Source organism: Bacillus sp. AP50 (genome assembly GCF_040492675.1).
GTDB lineage: Bacteria > Bacillota > Bacilli > Bacillales > Bacillaceae_G > Bacillus_A > Bacillus_A cereus.
Genome location: NZ_JBEUTW010000507.1, coordinates 1 through 2,754, shown reverse-complemented (window position 1 = coordinate 2,754; position 2,754 = coordinate 1). Strand labels below are relative to the sequence as shown.

Below are 2,754 nucleotides of genomic sequence, written 5' to 3'. Positions count from 1 at the left end.
GAGCATGACATAAAACTGTCATGCTCTTTTGTTTTTTCTTTTATATAAAATTTAACAATAAAAAAAATCCTTTAAATAATAATTTTTTATTGTAAAACGATAAATTTTGTATTAAAATCATAATAAATGAGTGAGGTGCTTTTGTTAAAAGGTAACAACCTTATTTTTAAAATTAGAGGAGGTATAACTATGAATATTAACAATTTGATTGTTAAACATATGGATAACCCCCATGAGTTGGAGAAGATGTATAGAAAAGATCCGAAAGCTTTTAAAAAAGCATTCTCACAAGCATGGGCCCAAAACCCTGATTCTCAAATTCTAGGTGCTTGGTATGAAAGGTTGCATTTCAAGGAGAAAGTAAATAAAGAAAAAACATCTTTGTTTCAAAAAGGTTTCTTATTCATGGGCCTTTTAGCTATTTTGGCCGGCATAAGCACCAGGATCATTTTCCACTTTGTTGAGCAGGAAGCAATTGCTCCAATAAACTTGGCTTTTGGTGTAATTCCCTTTATTGCTGCTTATTTTGTTTACAATAATAAGCCGAAAAAAAGTATTATTTATTCCCTTATAGCGTTATTCCTAGTTTCCGGGGTGTATCTTAATACATTGCCAATAAATTATAAAGACAGTACCATACTTGCTTATTTACATCTTCCTATATTTTTATGGGTCTTAGTAGGGCTTGCATTTACAGGAAATGAATATTCAAAAGGCAGTACAAGATTAGCCTATATAAAATTTAATTTAGAATATTGTCTTCTCTACGGGAGCATGGCAGTGAGCGGAATGATACTAGCAATATTCACCATGCGTTTATTTAGCTTTGTTGACTTAGATATAGGAGAATTCTATTTTAGTAATGTTGTTTTATTTGGAGCAGCGGCTCTCGCTATTGTGGCTGCATACTTAGTATCAATGAATCTTAAGCTTGCTAAAAATATTACACCATACATATCTAAAATTTTTAGTCCTCTCGTCCTGATCACGTTGCTTATCTATCTTATAACGGTAATTTGGGTCGGGAAAAATCCGTTCTTGGATCGCAATTTCCTAATGGCTTTCAACGGAATACTCCTTGGTGTATTGGCTGTTACTATATTTTCTATCGTTGAAAGTGACTCGGACGAGAAAAAGAACATTTCAGATTATATAAATTTTTCCTTAATTGTTCTGGCACTTATTATTGACACTGTCGCATTGTCAGCCATAGTATTCAGACTTTCTTCTTACGGGATTACGCCTAATAGACTTGCTGTTTTAGGAGTAAATGTACTGATTTGGGCAAATCTCATTTGGATTATGTTTTCCTATATGCGTTTCTTGCAAAACAAATCAGGACCAAAAGCTATCCAAGATGCCGTTACGAAGTATTTGCCAATATACGGACTTTGGGCAGCTTTCGTTATATTTACGTTTCCTATCATTTTTAATTAGAAAGGATCTGTTAATGCGGGAGTGGTGAGGGCTAATAATCATTGGGGGATGAACAAAACCCCCAATGATTAAAGTTTCACTTTATTATAATTGGTATTATTATGTTTGTAGTTTCGGTAATTTCATTTGTAATGATAAATAAGAAATAAGTGTTGTATGTAATCTTTCCATAATAAAAAACGTCCCAAAATGGACGTTTTTTATTATGCGTATTGCCGTTTTTTCTTAATAAGCAACAAAACTTGTGACACACAAGCTAGTACCGGTAACTCAATCAATGGTCCAATAACGAGTGCAAGTGCGATAAGAGGTTCGTCTGGAAAAGCGGTTACAGCGATAGCGAGTGCAACAGGTGAGTTTCTTGCTAACGTTGTTAAGCTTAGACTTACTGTATCTTTGTAAGATAAATGCATCATGCGCCCGATAAATTGTCCTAGTAAAAAATTGATGATGAAGAACAATAGAACAGGAACGAGTAATAATAAAACAACATTCATATTTTGTAGTAAATATTTACCTTGTGATGCAAACATCGCTACTATTGCTAAACTTAAAAATACAATTTGAGCAGAGCTAAAAAACGGAATGAGTTTATTCTCGAGAGGTTCAGCTTTTTTCATTTTATTCATAATGAATTTTGTAGCGTGTGCAAGTATAAATGGTAAGACGATTACGATAACAATACTTTCTACTAAAACAGAAACCGCTACAGTTTTCATGACACCAGCAAATAAAAATAAATAAATGGGAAGGAGCAGTACTTGCAAAATTAAATTTACAGGTAAAATTGCAGTAGAAAGTGCTACATTACCTTTCGCTATTTCAGTAAAGATTAAGTACCAATCTGTACATGGAGTAACCATTAACATTATAAATCCAACCCAAAGTGCTGGATGATCGGAAAGAAATAGTGCCCCTAACCCCCAAGCGAGTAAAGGTGTCCATAAGAAGTTAATAGTAAGACTTGTTCCAGCAAATTTTAAATTGCGAAATCCTTTTTTTATTTCTTTTAATGGGATGCTGAGGAATAATCCATATAGCATGAAAAATAAGAAGGGGACAATAAATTTGTCTGAATACGTATGTATCATATTAAATTGTCCGAGTACGATGCCGCATGTAACAGCAAAAAGAATAATAAAAGTTTGAATCTTTTCTATAGTGCTCATGAATAAATCCTTTCTATATATGAATTTTCCTCTCTAAGTTTATTATACAAGTAATAAAGATGTATTTGGTGTTCAATTGTATCTCGCTTAATATTTTTAAGTCGAGATTTTATTTTTTATTAAAAGTTACTTGACTAAAGTAAGTGAC

General features: G+C 32.7%; 2 protein-coding genes. One reads left to right on the top strand and one right to left on the bottom strand.

The window, feature by feature from the left end; translation table 11 throughout:
- Positions 1-189 precede the first annotated feature (189 nt).
- The gene (locus ABWK52_RS25595) at positions 190-1,437 is read left to right on the top strand and encodes a DUF4153 domain-containing protein (RefSeq protein WP_001024706.1); all 1,248 of its coding nucleotides are present in this window, start codon (positions 190-192) and stop codon (positions 1,435-1,437) included.
- 203 nt (positions 1,438-1,640) lie between these two features.
- Here ABWK52_RS25595 and ABWK52_RS25590 read toward each other — a convergent pair whose 3' ends face one another.
- Entirely contained in the window at positions 1,641-2,606 is a 966-nt protein-coding gene (locus ABWK52_RS25590; RefSeq protein WP_000103805.1) for an arsenic resistance protein, read from the bottom strand.
- Positions 2,607-2,754: the final 148 nt, after the last annotated feature.

Excerpts from the sequence above, each read along its gene's own strand:
- ABWK52_RS25595 (WP_001024706.1), top strand. The coding sequence starts at position 190 with ATGAATATTAACAATTTGATTGTTAAACATATGGATAACCCCCATGAG.
- ABWK52_RS25590 (WP_000103805.1), bottom strand. The coding sequence starts at position 2,606 with ATGAGCACTATAGAAAAGATTCAAACTTTTATTATTCTTTTTGCTGTT.